Here is an 18,535-nt window from a genome sequence, read left to right as displayed (position 1 = left end):
GCCGCGGTGTTTCGGTTCCTCCCCAGTCGTAAACCCATATCGTGTCGGCCAAGCCATGGCTCAACCCCGGGCCATCCGAGCTTCGCGGCCGCCGCGCCTGCGTCCGCCATTGCCATTGCCATCGCCCGGCGCGTTGACCTGCGTCCGGGCGGCAACGGCCTGGCCGCCTTCAGCAGGCTTGTAGTCCTTGTATGTCCTGATCCAGTTGGTGCAGTTCTCGTCGGTGCCGTTCAGCACGTTGGCGCCGCGCACCGCTTCCATTTCCTGCGGCCGCACCGGGTTCATGATCGCCGAGGTCATGCCTGCGCCGATCACCATCGGGATGAAGGCGGCGTTGATGCCATGACGGTGCGGCAGGCCGAACGAGATGTTGGAGAGGCCGCAGGTGGTGTTGACCTTGAGCTCCTCGCGCAGCCGGCGTAGCAAGGCAAATACCTGGCGGCCGGCATCGCCAAGCGCGCCGATCGGCATGACCAGCGGGTCGACGACCACGTCATGCGCCGGAATGCCGAAGTCGGCACAGCGCTGAACGATCTTCTTGGCGACGGCAAAGCGCACATCGGGGTCCATCGAAATACCGGTCTCGTCGTTGGAAATGGCGACGACCGGAACGTTGTATTTCTTGATCAGCGGCAGGATGGCTTCGAGCTTTTCCTCCTCGCCGGTGACGGAATTGACCAGCGGCCGGCCCTTGGCGACCTTCAGCGCCGCTTCGATCGCGGCGGTCACCGAGGAGTCGATCGACAGCGGCAGATCGACCAGGCCCTGCACGATCTCCAGCGTCTGCACCAGCAGCGCCGGCTCGGTGGAGTTGGGGTCGACTGCGGTGACGCCGGCGTTGACGTCGAGCATGGTCGCGCCGCAGGCGGCCTGCTCCAGCGCATCCTTGATGACGGTCTCAAAATTGCCGGCGATCATTTCGGCGGCGAGCTTTTTGCGGCCGGTCGGATTGATGCGCTCGCCGATCACGCAGAAGGGCTGATCGAAGCCGATGATGATTTCTCGTGTCGCCGATGCGACGATGGTGCGGGTCATGAAATCTCTCCATCGTGATATAAAGAGTTCTTTATATCGTTATCTGTTTGTGATCAAGCGAATGCTGACGATTCGCGCTGTCAATGCGCGGTTTTGACCATGTCGACCTGGGTTTCGGTGAGGTCGTCATGCAGTATGTGGTCGAGCCGGTCGGCAACGAGCTGGTCGTCGCGGCGGATTTCGCGCTTCCATGGCCGGCGGCCCTTCAGCACGCCGGATTCGTCGACGATCTCGGCGACGTATTCTTCCTGGCGATAGGCCATCACATGAACGCCGGACACACCGGGAATTTCCTTCACCTCATTGATGATGTCGATGCAGAGCTGCTTACCTTCCTTCTTCTGATCCTGAGCGCCTTCCAGGCGCTTGACGATCTGATCGGGAATGTGAATGCCCGGCACGTTGGAGCGGATCCATTTGGCCGTCTTGGCCGAGGCCAGCGGCCCGACGCCGCACAGGATGAAGCATTTCTCGGTATAGCCGAGATCGCGGACCTTCTGCATGTAGGTACGGAACATCGGCACGTCGAAGCAATACTGGCTCTGCACGAACTGCGCGCCGGCAGCGATCTTCTTGCCAAGCCGATAGGGCCGGAAATCGATCGGCGGCGCGAACGGGTTGATGGCCGCGCCAAGGAAAAGCTGCGGCGGGGTCGTCAATTTGCGGCCGGACAGGAATTTTCCGTTGTCGCGCATGATACGGCAGGTTTCGAGCAGCGACATGCAGTCGAGATCGAACACCGGCTTGGCGCCGGGCTGGTCGCCGGCCTGCACGCCGTCGCCGGTCAGGCAGAGCATATTGGCGACGCCCATCGCAGCACCTCCAAGCACGTCGCCCTGGATGGCGATGCGGTTCCGGTCGCGGCAGGCGATCTGCATGATCGGGGCATAGCCCATGCGGGTCAGGAGGGCGCAGATGCCGACCGACGACATGTGGCAGTTGGCGCCGGAAGCGTCGACGGCATTGATGGCGTCGACCCAGCCGTCGAAAATCCTGGCGCGGTTGTAGACGTCTTCCGGATCGGCGCTGTCGGGCGGATTGAGCTCGGTCGTCACTGCGAATTCGCCGCGTCTCAATACGCGCTCCAGGCGACCACGCGAGGTGTGGCCGGGCAGGGGATCGAGCGGCAAATGGATGCCGGCCGGATTCTCGTCGGGCTGGCGGCCAATCATGCCGACGCTCCAGTGTTGGTAATGTTCCGGGCCGCATCGCGGGCGGCCGCCGCCTGCGCGGTGACGCGCAGCCACGCGGAGGTCTCGCGCAAGGATTGGTCGACCGGTTTCTGCACCTCCAAAATCCTGTCGCCATGCACCATGTTCCGCGAGCCTTCCCAGGCCTTAACCCAGACGCAGGGCATATCAGGCTCGACCTCGCAATTGCCGTTGGCGCGGACACCGCCACAAGGGCCGTTGCGCAATTGCTTAGGGCAGTTCATCGGGCACGACATGCCGGTCGAGGAAAGGATGCACTGGCCGCACATGCGGCAGTCGAACATGAAACCCTTGACGCGCTTTTCGACGAATTTCACCGGTCCTTCGACGCGGCTGTAGCCGATGCCCTTCCAAAGCGGGTGGAGGAGCAGAAACATGTCGGCGAATTTGGCGTAAAACCATTCGAGCAACCGCGAATGCCGGACCGACCAAAGCCGCACTGCAAACGAACGCTGCACGCGCCGCTGCGGCGACACGTCGGCCGGCTTGTAGTCGGATTTCGGCGCCGCCTTCCTGACGATGGTCGCCTGCGTCAGGCCGGTCTGAGCCGTCGTCGCCGGCATTGATTGGGGATCAGACATTTTCTTTGCCGCCCGCCTTGACCAGAGCTATCAGCCGCTCGCGGTCGTATTTCGCATCGATTTCCTGAAGAGCCTTCTCCGCCTCGGCTTCAAGATCGTCACCGACTGGGATGGGTTCTGCCTTGCGCCATTCGGCAAGATAGTCGTCGGTGCCGCCGGCGCCGGTGCGCATGGCGCACATGTCGATCGCCTCGGTGAAGCGCAGCGGCAGTTCGCGCTTGGCGTTCTGCCGGCCCTTTTTGACGATGACCTGGGCGGGGATGTCGCGCCAGTAGACGACGATCAGATCGGCCATGAATTCCTGCTCCTGCAGAGCGCCGCGCGTCCAATCGAACGCACAAACGATGCTCTACCATCTAACTCCGCTGCATCGTGCCCTCCAAAGATCGATTCCGATGTTTTGGGCCAATGCAGTGGTTTCGAGCATTGCCGGAAGCGCTGTTGGGCTGCTTGTTATGGGACGACGCGGGGGCCTTCAAAAGCGACGCAATCGACGGCCGCGGTTGAAAGCGGAGTCTTTCAGCACAGGTCAGCCGGCGCGGCCATCGAAGCTGCCGACCAGCTTCCTGTGGAAACGCACGTAACCTCGTTCGGTCGTGCCTAGATGCTCCGCGACGATCTCATGGAAGCGCGGCAGGCGGTGGAAGGGAACGGCCGGATAGGAATGGTGCTCCGAATGGTATGGCATGTTCCAGGCCACGAAGCGCACCAGCCTGTTGGTGAAGGTGGTGCGGGTGTTCTCGAGCATGTTGGCGACATGCGGGCACAACGCGTGCTCGGCCAGCAGGTAGGCCCGCAAAAACGGCTGTCCTACCAGCACCGGCACGATCCAGACCCACAACAGCAGCGCCGACTGTATGGTGAGAGATGCGGCCAGCAACACCGCATAACCGATAAGGAACAGCCGTGCTTCGGCAACCACCTTGCCGCGACTCTTTTCCGGTACGAAGCCGTCGCGATTGCGGCCAGCCGCATTGGTTGCGACCACGCGGCCCATGGCGATCCAATAGGGGCCGCCCGACAGATAGCGCAGATATTGGCTGACGGTCTCCGGCTTCGGCGCCCTCAGTTCGGGGTCGTTTTCGGGGTCGTGCGTATGGCGGTGATGGGCGAAATGGAAATAGCGGAACCATGCCGGCGGCAGCAGGATCAGGAAGCCGGCCACGGCGGCAACAGCGCGATTGAACGCCGTTTCATGGATGGTCTCGTGCAGCGGCGTGAAGAAGAAGACGATCAGGATTCCCTGCGGCAAGACGAGAAGCGGCCAGAACGGGATGCGGGCGGCGATCAACGCGCCCAGCAGGATAACCAGCCCGCCATGGGCGGCCAGCCGGAAAATGCCTGGCCGGTCAAGCCTGGCGGTGAGGTCGCGACGGTCCTCGACCGAAAGGCCGGCAATGATGGTGCGGTGATCGATGTCGCTCATGATGCAATGTTAGCGGCGGGTGGGCATCCGGTAAATCGGCGCGTCACCAGACGCCGTTCGTTATCCCGGTCCAGAGATAGGACCAGACCGTCGGGTGATACCATTGTTTCGAAGGCAGGCCGGGCTCGACCGTGCCGAGCTTGCCGGCCAGCGCATCTCTGACCGCCTCGACGCAGATGTCGCGCGAGAACGCCGCCTGCCGCAACGCGTAGCTTGAAATTGTGTCGCCCGGCTGCGGTTTTGCCGGGTCAGCATCATCGTGCCGAGTTGACCGATGGCCGAGGCCCAGCCTTGCCGTCGCGCCCGTCCGAGAAGCAATTGCTTTTTGGATTCAGGTGCTTCGAGGATAACACTGACCGGCCCGAGTTGATCGGCGACCGCGTTGACGATCGCCCAGATATGCGAGCCGCCTTCGGTGACGACGACGATCGGTCGACCGTGCCATGGTTCGCGACCTCCGCAAAGACCTGTTCTTTGCGTGCGAATGCTAGGCTGACCGGGTTAACCCTTGATGATCGGAGGGCTCAGCGCTTGAATTCGAGGATGTCGAGCTTCGATTCGTAATAGGGCGCCGGGAACTCGATGCGCCATTCGCTGGCGCTGTTGCGGAAGGCATAGCCGACCTGATCGCTTTCCGGGCCGCTGCCGTAGGGCTTTGCCGGATCGTCGTTGACGTAGAAGGAACCAAGATAGATCGCGCGTTTCTCGCCATCGTCGAAGAAGCGGCCCTTGGTGCGCTGCGAGCCGGTGATCTTTTCCAGTCTCCAGCCGGAACCGTCGTCGCTCACCTTGCATTTGAACCAGCCATAGATGACGAGCGGGCTCAATCCGCCGGCCTTGATGGTGCGGCATTGCCACTTGCCGGTCAGGTCGTTGTCGGAGAAGGAAACCAGCGGCTTTGCCAGCAAGGCGTCGAGCTGCTTGACCTCGGCTGGATCGCCGGCCTTCGCCTCGTCAAGCGCTGCCTTGCGCGTCTCGCCATATTTGTCGAGCCGCGCCTTGTCGGCAGCCGTTATAAACTTCTGCACCTCGCCATCGGCGAACGCGGGCATGGTCAAGCAGAGGACAGTTGCTGCGGCAAACATGAGGCGAGCGATCATCGGTGGCGTTTCCCTGTTGATGGCTGGAGCAGCCCGTTTTCTTGTCTGGCGCATACCTTAATGTTTCGCCACGTTCTGTCATCCGTGCTTGGGCATCGACAGCGGAAACGAGGTGGAAAGAATGCGGATCTTGCTGACGGGATCGTCGGGCTGGCTGGGCAGCGCCTTGGCACCGCGCCTGCGGGCCCTCGGCCATGACGTCACCGGCCTCGATCCCATTCCGTCTTCGGAAACTCCAATCGTCGGCTCAGTCGCCGATCGCGACCTGGTCATGCAGGCGGTCGAGGAGAACCGCATCGAGGCCATCATCCACAGCGGCGCGCTGCACAAGCCCGACATCGAACGTTATCGCAACGAGGATTTCGTCGAGACGAATGTGCGCGGTACGCTCAACCTGCTCGATGCGGCCGCTGCATTCGCGGTTCAGCGCTTCGTGTTTACGTCGACGACATCGCTGATGATTTCCGAGGCCATACGCGCCGGTTTCACGGGAGGCGCGCGCAAGGCGGCATGGCTGACGGAAGACATGTCGCCGGAGCCACGCAACATCTATGGCGTCACCAAGCTTGCCGCGGAACATCTTTGTCGCCTTTACCAGCTCCAGTTCGGCCTTCCGTCGATCGTACTGCGCACCGCTCGGTTCTTTCCCGAAGCAGACGATATGGCGCACGTGATCGAACAGTCGGATGCCAACACCAAAGCCAATGAGCTTTTGTTTCGCCGGCTGACGGTGGAGGATGCTGCCGATGCCCATATCGCTGCCTTGGAGAAAGCACCGCAATTGGGCTTCGACATCTTCATCATTTCGGCACCAACACCGTTCCAGCCCGAGGATTGCGCGGCATTGATCACCGATGCACCATCGGTCGTCGCACGCTATTTTCCGGATTATCCGGCACTCTACGCGAAGAAAGGCTGGACGATTTTTTCGTCGATCGACCGGGTCTACGATGCGTCGCGAGCGAGGGACCGGCTGGGTTTCGTCTGCAAGACGAGCTTTGCCGATGTGCTCGCCGGGCTCGAAGCTGAAGAAGGCCTTGCCTAGAAGTACCGTCAAGCCAGGATTGCAGCGCTGGCCAGTTCCTTCGTCAGGTCACCATAGCCGGTTGAGCGCCGCTCATAGGCGAGACCGAGCATTTTCGCCGCCTTTTCGGCGACCTTGTCGAGTTCCGGGTCGTCAGTCTGAGCGATATAGATCAGCTTCTCGTAGTTGCCGAAATAGTCTTTGATCAGCTCCGGGTGCTTGTCCAGGCCGAGCGGCTTCATGAAGAAGGCATCGAATTGCCGGCAGAGGAAATCGGTCATGTAGAACGACATCATGTCATCATCGGCGACCTTCGCATAGGTATCCATGCCCTGGTAGAAAGCAAAGCAATGCGGCCCGGCCATGCGCTCGACGCCATGCTTCTCGCAGATCCGATCGAGCAAGCCACCCGTGCCGCAATCGGCATAGCCTACGAAGATGTGTCTGTAGCCGTCGGTCTTGGCCTTCTCGATTGCCTTGTCCATGGCCGGCGCGATGCGGTCCGGATAGAAGTGGAACTCCGCTGGCAGGCAGGTCAGGTCGAGATGGTCGAGCCCAAGCTGCTCCTTGACCGCCAAAACCTCGCGCGCAATCATCCCGCAGGCGATGACGAGCAGCCTGTCGCCCTGATCGGATTGTTGTTTTCGCGCGATGGTCATGGAACCAGTCTAATCCATCTTCGTTGCTGTCCAGCGAATTTATATGCTGAGGGAGACACCATTCATGAAATTGTTCCGCGTTGCGCCAATCGCTATTCTCGCCTGCGCCTTGGCTGTTTCGGCCTGCGCCAACACGGTGCGCGGCGTCGGTAAGGACATCAAATCCACTGCTAAGGCTGTTGACGATACCGTCAAGAAACCCTGATCCGCACGGCTCTAAACATTTGGGAATAAAAAAGCCGCACTGCAAGGCGCGGCTTTTCTCGTTGGTGCCGGACTTATTGGCTCAGGCCGAAGCGCGGACGTTGTGCTTGCGCTTCATGAAGTCCTTGGCGGTCTCGACTGCCACCGCGGCGTCGCGGCAATAGGCGTCGGCACCGACGGCTTTGCCGAATTCCTCGTTGAGCGGCGCACCGCCGACCAGCACAACATAGTCGTCGCGAATGCCCTTTTCCTTCATCGTATCGATGACGACCTTCATGTAAGGCATGGTCGTCGTCAGCAGCGCCGACATGCCGATGATGTCGGGCTGGTGCTTTTCGATGGCATCGAGATATTTTTCGACCGCATTGTTGATGCCGAGGTCAATGACATCGAAGCCGGCGCCTTCCATCATCATGCCGACCAGGTTCTTGCCGATATCGTGGATGTCGCCCTTGACGGTGCCGATCACCATCTTGCCCTGCTTTGGTGCGCCAGTGGCGACAAGCAGCGGACGCAGGATGAACATGCCGGCCTTCATCGCGTTGGCCGACAGCAGCACTTCGGGAACGAACAGGATGCCATCGCGGAAGTCCTCACCGACGATGCGCATGCCTTCGACCAGAGCCTCGGTCAACACCTTGTAAGGCGCCCAGCCGCGCTCGAGAAGGATATTGGTGCCTTCCTCAATTTCTTCCTTCAACCCATCATAAAGATCGTCGTGCATCTGCTGCACCAACTCGTCGTCGGAGAGTTCCGAAAGGATGATCTCGTCGTCGGCCATTTTTTCTCAGGCTCCTTGCCGGCTACAACTATCGCGGCAGCTTAAAAATATCGCGCCAATACCTAACCCGCATGGGCCGGTTGTCCATAGCTGATTTGCGACTTCCCGCAAAACGAAAGCGACCGTAAATTTCTTGGAATTCTTGTCGATTTTGCGACAGGCGTTGGCGCTGGCGGGCCGTTTCGAATAGGGTGCATGGCTACGATCCGGCCAGAGACCGCAATATGCGGCCGCAAACGGATTTCAGGCCGGTACAAGAGCCCGGCCGGAGTAAATCAAGGCCAGAACGAAAGCCAGGGAAGAACGATTATGAGTGAGAACGCGCCGGTCGATCAGGAAGCGTCAAACGCGCGGCGCGGGCGCGCGGCCAGCGGTGGCGCCGCAGCCCGACGGGCTGCACGTTCGGGCGGCGGCCCCGGCACACAGCTCACCTATATCAAGCGCAAGATCAACGTCTATGAAGTGCTGGACGAGGAAGGGCTGGCGCTGATCGAAAAGAACACCGACACGGTGCTGGAGGAGATCGGCATCATCTTCCGCGACGACGCCGAGGCGCTAAAGCTTTGGAAAGAGGCGGGCGCCGACGTCAAGGGCGAGCGGGTGCATTTCCCCAAGGGCCTCTGCCGCTCGCTGTTGAAGACCGCTCCGTCCGTCTATACCCAGCACGCCCGCAACGGCGAGCGCTCGGTGCAGATCGGCGGCAACGCGACAGTGTTCGCGCCAGTCTATGGACCGCCCTTCGTGCGCGATCTCGACGGCGTCAGGCGCTATGCGACGATCGAGGATTTCCGGAATTTCGTGAAACTCGCCTATATGGCGCCGTCGATCCACCATTCGGGCGGCACGGTTTGCGAGCCGGTCGACGTGCCGGTCAACAAACGGCATCTCGACATGATCTACAGCCATATCAAATATTCGGACAAGCCGTTCATGGGCTCGGTGACCGCGCCCGAGCGCGCTGAAGACACGGTGGCGATGGCCAAGATCGTGTTTGGTGACGATTTCGTCGAGAACAACACAGTGCTGACCAGCCTGATCAATGCCAACTCGCCGATGGTCTTCGACGAGACCATGCTGGGAGCGCTGAAGGTCTATTCGCGCCACAATCAGGCCTGTATCGTCACGCCGTTCATCCTTGCCGGTGCGATGAGCCCGGTGACGGTCGCCGGCACGCTGACACAGGTTTTGGCCGAGGTTCTGGCCGGGGCATCGTTCACACAACTGATCCGGCCGGGTGCGCCGGTTCTGTTCGGCACCTTCGCCTCGTCGATCTCGATGCAGTCGGGCGCGCCGACTTTCGGCACGCCGGAGCCGTCGCTGGTCTCGTATGGCGCCGCACAGCTTGCCCGCAGGCTCGGCCTGCCGTTCCGCACCGGCGGTTCGCTCTGTGCTTCAAAAATCCCCGATGCGCAGGCCGCCTACGAGAGCGCCAACACGCTGAACTCGACGATCCTGGCCGGCACCAATTTCGTGCTGCATTCGGCCGGCTGGCTCGAGGGCGGTCTCGCCTCCTGCTACGAAAAGTTCATGATGGATATCGACCAGCTCGGCATGACGCAGAAGTTCTCCGAAGGCGTCGACCTGTCGGAAAACGGCCAGGCGATGGACGCCATCCGCCAGGTTGGCCCGGGCAGCCATTATCTCGGCTGCGATCACACCCAGGCCAATTTCCAGACCGCGTTCTATCGTTCCAACATTGCCGACAACAATTCTTACGAGCAATGGCTGGCCGAAGGCGAAAAAACCGCGCCGCAGCGCGCCAACGAGCTCGCCCGCCGCTGGCTGGAAAGCTACGAGGCGCCGTATCTCGACCCGGGCATCGACGACGGACTGAAGGACTTTATTGCCAGGAAGAAGGCGTCGATGGCCGACGCCTTCACCTGAAAGGAGCCCGAATCAGGCGGGGCTAAAGTCGCCAACATCATCCACAAGGAAGTCTGGCGGAGCGCCTTCTCCGACCCGGACAAGAAGGGATGATCCTCGAGCGCAGCATGGTCGAAACCATCGCGGCGGCACTTTCCGCACACGGTCTCGTGCTTCGCGGCGGCTTCAATTTTGCAGGCGCTGAGAAGGCGCCTTCCGATCTCTCCGGCGCTGCCGCCAGATCCGTCCTGCTGGTGGGGCAGGCGGGTGCCGCACCTTGGCCGCACTTCCTGCGCTGGCTGGAGAAACAGTCACAGCCGATCGACGATCCGCTCGACAAATGGTCGCGCGAAGTGATCGGCGCGGTGGCCGGAAAATTCGGGGCGCGCGCGGTGTCACCGTCCGACAGGCCTTATCTGCCGTTCCAGCAATGGGCGATACGTGCGGAGGGGCTGAAGCCGTCACCGCTCGGCATTCTCATGCATCCGAAATATGGACTCTGGCATGCCTATCGCGGCGCGCTGCTGTTCGAAGACAAAATTGCGCTCCAAGAACCCCGCGGCATGATTCACCTTTGCGACACATGTCTGGAAAAACCTTGCCTGAAATCCTGTCCGGTAGAGGCTTATTCTGCGGATGGTTTTGCACATGAAACCTGTCTGGCGCATGTGCGCGGGCAAAACGGCGCGCCCTGCCGGACCGGCGGCTGCCTTGATCGCAACGCCTGTCCTTACGGCACCGACTATCGCTATCCGGCCGAAGTTCAGGCCTTTCACATGGCAGCATTCGCGCGTCTGTAGCGTCGCCGAATGCCGCACGAAATCTTGAAGCAGATCGCCTCACTACAGCTTGCGGCGACGGTCACCGCGGGTATCTATCGCAGGTCAGATCAACGGAGCGGATGATGGCCACGCAAGCGATGCGGATCAAGACAAGCGACGGCATTGCCAAGGCCCGGCTGTTCCGTTCGGCGGCCCCAGCCAAGGCAGCGATCATCCTCTACATGGACGTTTTCGGTCCGCGACCGGCGCTTGATCAGATGGCGGAGCGGCTTACGGGCGAGGGCTATGCGGTGCTTGTGCCGGACCTCTTTTACCGCAATGCGCCCTACGGTCCGTTCCCAAGACTGCGTTCGGCGACGAGAGGAGCAAGACCGCAATCACAGGTCTCCTCGAAGGCACGACCCAGGAAAAGACGATCCGCGACAGCGGCGCTTTCCTCGATGCGCTCGCTGCGCAAGGACTGGCCGGGCCGGTCGGCATTGTCGGCTACTGCATGGGTGGAGCGCGGGCACTGAACGCAGCGGCCAGCTATCCCGGCCGCATCGTTGCCGCGGCCAGTTTCCACGGCGGCAATCTGGCTGGTGACGCCGCTGACAGTCCGCACCGGAAGGCCGCTTCGCTCAAGGCAAGGGTTTATATCGGTACGGCCGGCACTGATCGCAGCTTTCCGCCCGCGCAAGCGGCGCGGCTGGCCGAAGCGCTGCGCGCGGCCGAGGTCGACCATGTCATCGAGAACTATGCCGGCATGGCGCACGGCTGGTGCGTGCCGGACCACAGCGCCTTCGATGCAGCCGGCGCCGAGCGCCACTGGAAGCGGCTGACGACGCTGTTCGCGGAGACGCTCGGTCAGGGCACGCCAACCGTTACGACGTGACGGTGCGCCAGAAAATTCTTTCCATCGCCCCAAGGAACAGCCATTAGCCTTCGTCCAACAGGCAATGATGGCGATGATGCTGGACGAAAGCGAAGCCTCCGACGCTGAACTGATCGGGCGGGCGAAGGGCGGAGATCGGGGTGCTTTCGGCAAGTTGCTCGAAAGGCACTACGGTTTCGTCTATCGCGCCGCCTATCGCTGGTGCGGGAAAAAGGCCGACGCCGAAGATATCGCCCAGGAAGTCTGCGTCCGGCTTGGCCGGGCGATCCGCGACTATCATGGCAGCGGCGCCTTCACGACATGGCTCTACGCCATGACGCTGAATGCGGCGCGCGACATGATGCGCAAGACCGCCCGCGAGACGGTCAAGACCGATGCCTATGGCGCCTATGTCCTGATTTCGGGGGAAATCTCGGCTGAGCCGGAGGACCCGGCCGAGGCGCTCTGGGCGGCGGTGCGCAAGCTGCCGGACAAGCAGCGCGATGCGGTGCTGCTGGTTTATGGCGAAGGGCTGAGCCATGCAGCCGCCGCCGAGGCGATGGCGATCTCGGAGACGACGGTTTCCTGGCACATCCATGAAGCGAAGAAACGGCTGAAGACGCTGATGCGTTCAGCCGGGGAAGTGTGACCATGGTCGACGACAACGAACTCAACAAACTGCGCGACATCGCGGCACCGGCGCCGGACGCGGACGCAAAGGCGCGTGCCCTCCAGGCCGCGCTGCGCGCCTATGACATGGAAGAAAAAACTTTACCGGCCGCCCAAGGATCGGCAAGCGGGCTTCGTCTCACAGAGCGAGCACAAAGGCTCTGGAGCGAAATCATGCAAAAGAAACTCTTCGCCACGCCGGCCATCGCCGGGCTCGTTGCCCTGCCGATCGCCGGATACGCTGCCATGTACATGCTTGGGGAATCCAAATTCAGCGGGCCCGAATTCGGCGGGGACGATAAGATCACCGAGACACTGGCCGACAAGCCGGCGACCGTCAAACCGCCGGTCGTGGCCGAAGCAGACAAGCAGAAGAAGGCGGACGCCGACAGCGAAAGCCGTAACGCCGGCGAGGCGCTTGTGGCGCCGACATCGCCGCCGAAAGCGGAATCGACCGCAGTCGGCGGGTTGACCCAGCAGGACGTGCTCACCCGCAATGCTCCCGAACCGGCGCAGAGTGGCGAGTTTGTGCTGAATGGCGGCACCAGCACCGCGGCTCCGGCCGTCGATGGCGGCGCGCGGGTCGGACGCATGCCTGGCACGGTTGCCGATTCCAAGCTGATGGCACAGCAGCCTGCCGCTGCGCCGGCCGACCAGATGCTGCCGCAAGAGGAAAACCGCGACCGCGTCGAGAATTTCAAGACCAACCCGGTGCATGCCGCACTGGAAGATCCGGTCTCGACGTTCTCTATCGATGTCGACACCGCTTCCTATTCCTTTGTGCGGCGCTCGCTGAAGGAAGGTTTTATTCCGCAAGCCGATACGGTGCGCGTCGAGGAGATGGTCAACTACTTCCCCTATGACTGGAAGGGACCGGACTCCGCCTCGGCGCCGTTCAACTCGACCGTCAGCGTGATGCCGACGCCGTGGAACGAGCACACCAAGCTGATGCATGTCGCCATCAAGGGCTTCGACGTGAAGCCTGCCGAGCAGCCCAAGGCCAATCTGGTCTTCCTGATCGATGTGTCGGGCTCGATGAACGAGCAGGACAAGCTGCCGCTCCTGCAGTCGGCCTTCCGACTGCTGGTCAACAAGCTGAGACCTGACGACACCGTCTCGATCGTCACCTATGCGGGCGATGCCGGTACCGTGCTGGAGCCCACCAAGGCTTCGGAAAAGGACAAGATCCTCGCTGCCATCGACAATCTGACATCCGGCGGCTCGACGGCAGGCGAGGCCGGCATCAGGCAAGCCTACCGGCTGGCGCAGAAATCCTTCGTCAAGGACGGCATCAATCGGGTGATGCTCGCCACCGACGGTGATTTCAATGTCGGCCAGACCGACGATGACGATCTGAAGCGGCTGATCGAAAAGGAGCGCAAGACAGGCGTATTCCTGTCGGTGTTCGGCTTCGGCCGCGACAATCTGAACGATCAGATGATGCAGACCATCGCCCAGAACGGCAATGGCACCGCTGCCTATATCGATACGTTGGCGGAGGCCGAGAAGGTACTGGTCGAGGATGCCTCCTCGACACTGTTCACCATCGCCAAGGACGTGAAGATCCAGGTCGAGTTCAACCCGAACAAGGTTTCGGAGTACCGGCTGATCGGCTACGAGACCCGCGCCATGAATCGCGAGGATTTCAACAATGACCGGGTCGACGCCGGCGAGATCGGCTCAGGCCATTCGGTCACAGCGATCTACGAAATCACGCCTAAGGGCAGCGGCGGCGAACAGATTGATCAACTGCGCTATGGCCAGGCCTCGGTGAACAATGGCGGTGTTGCCAATGCCGACGAATATGCCTTCGTCAAGATCCGCTACAAGCTGCCGAAGGAGGACACTTCGAAGCTGATCACCACGCCAGTGACGTCAGCCAACGAAGTGGCGTCGTTCGACCAGGCCAGCACCGACCAGCGTTTCTCCGTTGCCGTTGCTGCCTTCGGCCAGAAGCTGCGCGACGAGGATGCGACCGCGAAGTTCGGCTACGACAAGATCATGCAGATTGCCATCGCCGCCAGAGGAGCCGACCCGTTTGGATACCGGTCCGAGTTCCTCTCGCTTGTGCGCCTTGCCTCGGCGCTCGGCGGTAACCGGTAGTGGCAATGACGGCCGGTTTCTTTCAGATGGGATCGTTCTGATAGGTGGAGCCGGCCTACGGGCGGGTGAGGCAGGCCGGCGAGGGGAACCTTGCCGGCCTTTTTCCGCGGCCGCACTGCTTCGCGCGGACCGCGTCGCAGACGAAGACGTCAGGCGCGTCCGCGGCGCCGCTCGCGGCGGGCTTCGCTGGTCTCGGCGACGTTGACCGTAGCCTGCTTGTTGCGCATCGGGCCGATGCGTTCGACGATCTGCTCGACGGTCGGGCGATCCGACTTGGTGTGCGCATCGAGCGCCTTGCGCATGGCGGCAAGGTGTTGGAACGAGGTACCGCAGCAGCCGCCGACGATCTTGGCGCCGGCATCGACGGCTAGGCGCACGTAGTCGGCCATCAGCTCGGGTGTGCCGGAATAGTAGATCTCGGCACCGCGAAATTCGGGGATGCCGCAATTGCCCTTTACGATCACCGTTGCCTCCGGCTTCGCCTCGGTCATGTCGAGCAGCGAAGCGAGAATATCGGAGGCGCCGACGCCGCAATTGGCGCCGACACCGAGCGGGGTCTGCGACAGGCCATCGACAACGCCGTGAATGTCCTTTGGCAGCAACCCCATCATGGTACGCCCGGCGGTGTCGAAGGAACCGGTATAGGTATACGGCAGGCCGACGCGGATGGCGGCTTCGGCGGCGGCGCGGATCTCGTCGGGCGCCGACATGGTCTCGATCCAGGCGACTTCGGCGCCGCCCGCCTTCAGGCCTTCGATCTGCTCGGCAAAGGCCTCGACCGCCTCATCATAGGTCATGGCGCCGAGCGGTACCAGCAACTCGCCGGTCGGGCCGACTGAGCCGGCCACGATCACTTTGCGGCCGGCCTTTTTTGCAACGGCATTTGCGATCTCGGCGGCGCGCTTGTTCAGTGCATAGACCCGGTCCTGCGCATGATGCAGCTTGAGCCGATGGCGGGTGCCGCCAAAAGAGTTGGTCAGGATGATGTCGGCGCCGGCATCGACAAAGTTCTGGTGCAGGCTGGTGATGGTGTCGGGAGCGGTCTCGTTCAAGAGCTCGGGAGCCTCGCCGGCCTCAAGGCCCATGGCGAACAGATTGGTGCCGGTGGCGCCATCGGCGAGCAGGACGCCCTTTTCGGCAAGCAGCGCGTCGATCGGATTGGTCATTGTGGAATACGCCTTCCCGGAGAATTATTGAGATAACGATATAAAGAATTCTTTATGTGACGTCAATGTCGGTGCGGGGAACAGCCGGTCAAAATCGCATCTCCGCCAGCTTTCGTGTGAAGCTGGCCGCCTCATGCGCGTTGACGTCCGCGGCACGGATCAGATTGTCGAAATGGCTGGTCAGGATGCGGATCGGCTGCGTGGCGTTCAGCACCAGATACATGTCGCCGACGTAAATGGCAGCGCGATAAGGTCCGAAGATCGTGTAGGGGATCGAATAGCGCATCCGCCCGTCATAGAGAAACAGGCGGAAGGTGGGATAGAGGTCGTCGAGCAGTGTCGCCATGTGCAGGAGTTGCTGGTGGCGGTCGGCTTCCGGAAAGCGGTCCCACACGCCCAGCCCGCGCGCGAAGATCTCCAGCGTGTGGCGCGGCATACAGACTTCCATGTCGGTTTCGGGCCGTCGGTTGTAGTCAATGCGATACTGCGTTTCGCCGGCCTGTGCCTCGCGGCTCTTGTTGGCGATGACGGCTTCATAGTCGACAAGCGCCTCGGTGCGCAGAAGATCGGGAATGCCGGCCGGCACGTAGCGGATTTTCGTTCCCGCCGCCTCGGCATGCCAGCGAGCCAGCAGCGTGCGGTCGAAGCCGTCCGGCGCCTCCTCGATCTCAAGGCTCTCGCGGATTTCACCGGTGACGCCCTCGTCGTGGCTGAGGCCGAGCAGCCAGTCGAGCGAGACTTTGAATTCGGCGGCGATGTTGAGCAGCGTTTCAGCACGGGGAAGGCGGGTCGAGCCGCCGGAGAGCAGCTGCGACAGGGCCGAACGGTCGATGCCAACCGCACCGGCGAACGCTGACTGGTTCAAATCGGACCTTGTCAAGAGCATTTTCAGGCGCTCGCGAAAGATCGTCGACAGGTCGCGTTTGTCCAAATGCCGTCCCACTCGATAGGAGGAAAAATTTGCGCTGAAACCTGCGAGCGCGGAGCTTCAGGCGTAAATGAATCCGGTTCGTTGTTTACAATGCATAACATATGCAGCTGAAAATGCGCAATCGCAACAGTTTGTGCGCTTTATCGCGTTGCCCCGATGCAACACTCCTGACACAATGCTGTCAGGAATCAAACGGGTTCCGGCGACTGGAAGGCAGTGGTCGATAGCATGACGAGCATGGGCAATAGGCGACACGGCGCAGCAGCCATCGAATGGCCGACCGTATTTCTCGCACTTCTCTGCTACGGCGGCTGGCTCGCTGCCGGCTTTCTGCTCTGGCCATCCTACCCGCTGCTGGCGCTCGCCTTTCTGACCCTGATTGCGACGCTGCAATCCTCGCTGATGCACGAGGTCCTGCACGGCCACCCAACCCGGAACGCGCGGCTCAACGAAGCGTTTGTGTTCCTGCCGATTGGCCTTGTCTGGCCGTTTCGCCGGTTCAAGACCATTCACCTGCGCCACCATGCAGACGAGCGCCTGACCGATCCGCTCGACGATCCCGAAAGCTATTACAAGGCGCTCTGGCAGCACGAGGGACTGCCGTCGGCGATGAAATTCCTGCTGAAGATCAACAATACAATGCTCGGCCGTTTCGTGCTGGGCCCGTGGCTGTCCTGCATAGGCTTTTTCATCGGCGACGCCAGGCAGGTCGTCGCGGGCGACAAGGTCGTCCGCAAGGCCTGGCTGCTGCACGCTATCGGCCTCGCCATCGTGCTGCCCATCGTGCAGTTCGGCTTCGGCATGCCATTGTGGCTTTACGTTCTGGTGCCGGTATGGCTGGGACAATCGCTGATTTCGATCCGCACCTACGCCGAGCACCAATGGTCGGAACATCCGGAAGGCCGCACGATCATCGTCGAGCGCTCGCCGCTGTCCTTCCTGTTCCTCAACAATAATCTACATTTCGTCCATCATAAGAGCCCGACGGTGGCCTGGTACAGGCTGCCGAAACTGTTTCGCGACCGCCGCGACGAGTGGCTGCGGATGAACAATGGCTACGCCTATCCGAACTACTTCGCGTTGCTCAAGGCCTATGCCTTCAAGGCGAAGGAGCCGGTTGTCCACCCCGTGCTGCGGCGCATGCCGGAACCGGGACGCGCATTCAAGCCGCGTGTCAGGGCACGCAGCCTCAATGGGCTTGGCAGCGCACCGGTACCCGCCGAGCCGCCGAAAGAGTGATTCTTGCGTTGTTGCAGGCGGTTCCGCGCGGACGACGCTTTCCTGAACTTGTCAATTTCCCCGCATAACGGTCAAATCCCCGACATGAGCGAATTCATTGCGGCTTTGCCGATGTATGACTGGCCGGAAGCGCGGGACGAGGTCGACGCGCAATGGGCGCGGTTGCGCGACACTTTCAGACAAAGAGGCATCGATGCGCCGGAGACGATCATCCGCCGCAATGGCGATTTGCCTCCAGTGCCTGGCGGTATCCGAGACGATCAGGGAAAACCCGTCGCGCCAGATCCGGCGACATTGCCGCCGGACGAGCTGGATTTTCACCGGCTCTGGCTGCACCCGGCGCTCCTCCTTGCGCAAACCTGTTGGGGACCGATGGAACTCGGCCTGTCGCAACGTGTCCAGCTCGTCGGTCAGCCGCGTTACGACGCCTTCGAGGGTGGACAGGGCGAACTCTATTCGAGCGCCATCATCATGAGAGCGGGCGAGGCACCACAGGCAAGGTCGCCGGCCGACGGCGGTGCCGTCATTCCGCTCGATCTGCTGCGCGGCCAGCGTTTCACCTTTAACAGCCTGGATTCCATGTCGGGCATCATCGCGCCAACTCGCGACCTGCAAGCATTGGGCGAGAGTCTGGACATCTTTTCCGCGTTGAGCGAAAGCTGTGGGCACCGTGCTTCGATCGTTGCCGTTGCCGAGGGCAGGGCCGACGTCGCGGCGATCGACTGCGAGAGTTGGGCGCTGGCGCAGCGTTTCGAGCCTGCGGCGCAGAAGGTGACGGTCGTCGGCTGGACAAGGCGTCGCAAAGGCTTGCCGTTCATCACGGCCAGGACAACGCCGGAAACGATCGTCACCACGATGCGCGAGGCGATCGCAGCGCTCACATAACCGCGTCGCGTTCGGTCGGCCTC

The 18,535-nt window shown here is 61.7% G+C and carries 18 protein-coding genes and 2 pseudogenes; 9 read left to right on the top strand and 11 right to left on the bottom strand.

Features of this window, described 5'->3' with window-relative positions; translation table 11 throughout:
* Positions 1–60: 60 nt before the first annotated feature.
* From NKJ35_RS11090 to NKJ35_RS11060, 7 genes and pseudogenes are all read right to left on the bottom strand, one after another.
* Positions 61–1,035, bottom strand: a complete 975-nt coding sequence (locus NKJ35_RS11090) for a methyltetrahydrofolate cobalamin methyltransferase (protein ID WP_352646919.1) — start codon at positions 1,033–1,035, stop codon at positions 61–63.
* An 80-nt stretch (positions 1,036–1,115) separates the two neighbouring features.
* A complete protein-coding gene (locus NKJ35_RS11085) occupies positions 1,116–2,207 on the bottom strand; it encodes a methylenetetrahydrofolate reductase (protein WP_352477600.1) in 1,092 nt (363 codons plus the stop codon).
* Positions 2,204–2,827: a methylenetetrahydrofolate reductase C-terminal domain-containing protein gene (locus NKJ35_RS11080; protein ID WP_352505747.1), complete on the bottom strand. Its 624-nt coding sequence runs from the start codon at positions 2,825–2,827 to the stop codon at positions 2,204–2,206. Before NKJ35_RS11080 ends, NKJ35_RS11085 begins: the two co-directional genes overlap by 4 nt.
* Entirely contained in the window at positions 2,820–3,122 is a 303-nt protein-coding gene (locus NKJ35_RS11075; RefSeq protein ID WP_352646916.1) for a virulence factor, read from the bottom strand. The genes NKJ35_RS11080 and NKJ35_RS11075 overlap by 8 nt, the downstream gene beginning before the upstream one ends.
* A 234-nt stretch (positions 3,123–3,356) precedes the next feature.
* Positions 3,357–4,253 (bottom strand): fatty acid desaturase, encoded by an 897-nt coding sequence (locus NKJ35_RS11070; protein WP_352646914.1) that lies wholly within the window; start codon positions 4,251–4,253, stop codon positions 3,357–3,359.
* A gap of 43 nt (positions 4,254–4,296) precedes the next feature.
* Positions 4,297–4,739: pseudogene (locus tag NKJ35_RS11065) on the bottom strand (hypothetical protein).
* 38 nt (positions 4,740–4,777) lie between these two features.
* Positions 4,778–5,353, bottom strand: coding sequence for a DUF4893 domain-containing protein (locus NKJ35_RS11060; RefSeq protein WP_352646913.1), 576 nt, complete (start codon positions 5,351–5,353; stop codon positions 4,778–4,780).
* A 121-nt stretch (positions 5,354–5,474) separates the two neighbouring features.
* Between NKJ35_RS11060 and NKJ35_RS11055 the strand changes: the two genes are divergently transcribed.
* Entirely contained in the window at positions 5,475–6,398 is a 924-nt protein-coding gene (locus tag NKJ35_RS11055; RefSeq protein ID WP_352646911.1) for an NAD-dependent epimerase/dehydratase family protein, read from the top strand.
* Positions 6,399–6,406: 8 nt separating this feature from the next.
* Here NKJ35_RS11055 and NKJ35_RS11050 read toward each other — a convergent pair whose 3' ends face one another.
* Positions 6,407–7,036, bottom strand: a complete 630-nt coding sequence (locus tag NKJ35_RS11050; protein ID WP_352646910.1) for a DUF1638 domain-containing protein — start codon at positions 7,034–7,036, stop codon at positions 6,407–6,409.
* A 64-nt stretch (positions 7,037–7,100) separates the two neighbouring features.
* On the opposite strand from NKJ35_RS11050, the gene NKJ35_RS11045 reads away from it, so the two are divergent.
* The gene (locus NKJ35_RS11045; protein WP_023676507.1) at positions 7,101–7,241 is read left to right on the top strand and encodes an entericidin A/B family lipoprotein; all 141 of its coding nucleotides are present in this window, start codon (positions 7,101–7,103) and stop codon (positions 7,239–7,241) included.
* An 81-nt stretch (positions 7,242–7,322) separates the two neighbouring features.
* On the opposite strand, the gene NKJ35_RS11040 is transcribed toward NKJ35_RS11045, so the two are convergent.
* Entirely contained in the window at positions 7,323–8,021 is a 699-nt protein-coding gene (locus tag NKJ35_RS11040) for a cobalamin B12-binding domain-containing protein (protein ID WP_023676506.1), read from the bottom strand.
* A gap of 309 nt (positions 8,022–8,330) precedes the next feature.
* Here NKJ35_RS11040 and NKJ35_RS11035 point away from each other — a divergent pair, with 309 nt between their 5' ends.
* From NKJ35_RS11035 to NKJ35_RS11015, 5 genes and pseudogenes are all read left to right on the top strand, one after another.
* Positions 8,331–9,905 (top strand): trimethylamine methyltransferase family protein, encoded by a 1,575-nt coding sequence (locus NKJ35_RS11035; protein WP_352646908.1) that lies wholly within the window; start codon positions 8,331–8,333, stop codon positions 9,903–9,905.
* A gap of 89 nt (positions 9,906–9,994) precedes the next feature.
* Positions 9,995–10,684 carry a hypothetical protein gene (locus tag NKJ35_RS11030; protein WP_352646906.1) on the top strand — a complete coding sequence of 230 codons (690 nt, stop codon included), beginning with the start codon at positions 9,995–9,997 and terminating at the stop codon, positions 10,682–10,684.
* A 101-nt stretch (positions 10,685–10,785) separates the two neighbouring features.
* Positions 10,786–11,540 (top strand): annotated as a pseudogene (locus tag NKJ35_RS11025) (dienelactone hydrolase family protein).
* A 67-nt stretch (positions 11,541–11,607) separates the two neighbouring features.
* Entirely contained in the window at positions 11,608–12,168 is a 561-nt protein-coding gene (locus NKJ35_RS11020) for an RNA polymerase sigma factor (RefSeq protein ID WP_254818176.1), read from the top strand.
* Positions 12,169–12,170: 2 nt separating this feature from the next.
* The gene (locus NKJ35_RS11015) at positions 12,171–14,291 is read left to right on the top strand and encodes a vWA domain-containing protein (RefSeq protein ID WP_352646904.1); all 2,121 of its coding nucleotides are present in this window, start codon (positions 12,171–12,173) and stop codon (positions 14,289–14,291) included.
* 149 nt (positions 14,292–14,440) lie between these two features.
* Here the strand turns inward: NKJ35_RS11015 and bmt are convergent, their stop codons facing one another.
* Both bmt and NKJ35_RS11005 read right to left on the bottom strand, forming a co-directional pair.
* Entirely contained in the window at positions 14,441–15,457 is a 1,017-nt protein-coding gene (gene bmt / locus NKJ35_RS11010) for a betaine--homocysteine S-methyltransferase (RefSeq protein WP_352646902.1), read from the bottom strand.
* Positions 15,458–15,545: 88 nt separating this feature from the next.
* Positions 15,546–16,388: a helix-turn-helix domain-containing protein gene (locus tag NKJ35_RS11005; RefSeq protein WP_254818179.1), complete on the bottom strand. Its 843-nt coding sequence runs from the start codon at positions 16,386–16,388 to the stop codon at positions 15,546–15,548.
* 228 nt (positions 16,389–16,616) lie between these two features.
* Between NKJ35_RS11005 and NKJ35_RS11000 the strand changes: the two genes are divergently transcribed.
* Positions 16,617–17,627, top strand: a complete 1,011-nt coding sequence (locus tag NKJ35_RS11000) for a fatty acid desaturase (protein ID WP_352646899.1) — start codon at positions 16,617–16,619, stop codon at positions 17,625–17,627.
* An 84-nt stretch (positions 17,628–17,711) separates the two neighbouring features.
* A complete protein-coding gene (locus NKJ35_RS10995; RefSeq protein WP_352646897.1) occupies positions 17,712–18,512 on the top strand; it encodes a phosphate/phosphite/phosphonate ABC transporter substrate-binding protein in 801 nt (266 codons plus the stop codon).
* Positions 18,513–18,535 lie beyond the last annotated feature (23 nt).

Origin of the sequence: Mesorhizobium sp. M0136 (assembly GCF_040322515.1) — a bacterium.
Taxonomy (GTDB): domain Bacteria; phylum Pseudomonadota; class Alphaproteobacteria; order Rhizobiales; family Rhizobiaceae; genus Mesorhizobium.
Note: the sequence above shows the minus strand (reverse complement) of the source record. Positions and strands in the feature narration are given on the sequence as shown.